Source organism: Winslowiella iniecta (assembly GCF_001267535.1).
GTDB lineage: Bacteria > Pseudomonadota > Gammaproteobacteria > Enterobacterales > Enterobacteriaceae > Erwinia > Erwinia iniecta.
Map to the genome: position 1 here is coordinate 1 of NZ_JRXE01000083.1, position 253 is coordinate 253.

Here is a 253-nt window from a genome sequence, read left to right on the forward strand (position 1 = left end):
CCAGCGTAAAATGGATGATTACTTTGCTGATGATATGAACTATGGCGATATCAGCGAAAAGGCGCTTAAAGAGCGCTACAAATTATATGATATCTCCTCGCAAGTTAACCCTTTTACTTTTCCCAATCGACTGGAAAGTGCTCGTATACTGTTTGATGAGTTCCGTAGCTTATCAAAGAGCCTCTCTTTTGTCGGCGAGTATCAGGCGCTAATCGGTAAACTGATTGACCATATGCAGTATCGGCATGGCGAC

General features: G+C 43.1%; 1 protein-coding gene. It reads left to right on the plus strand.

What is annotated here, in order from left to right; translation table 11 throughout:
• Window positions 1-253: DUF3289 family protein (locus NG42_RS21710; RefSeq protein WP_052903122.1), on the plus strand; the 253-nt coding region annotated here is incomplete at both ends.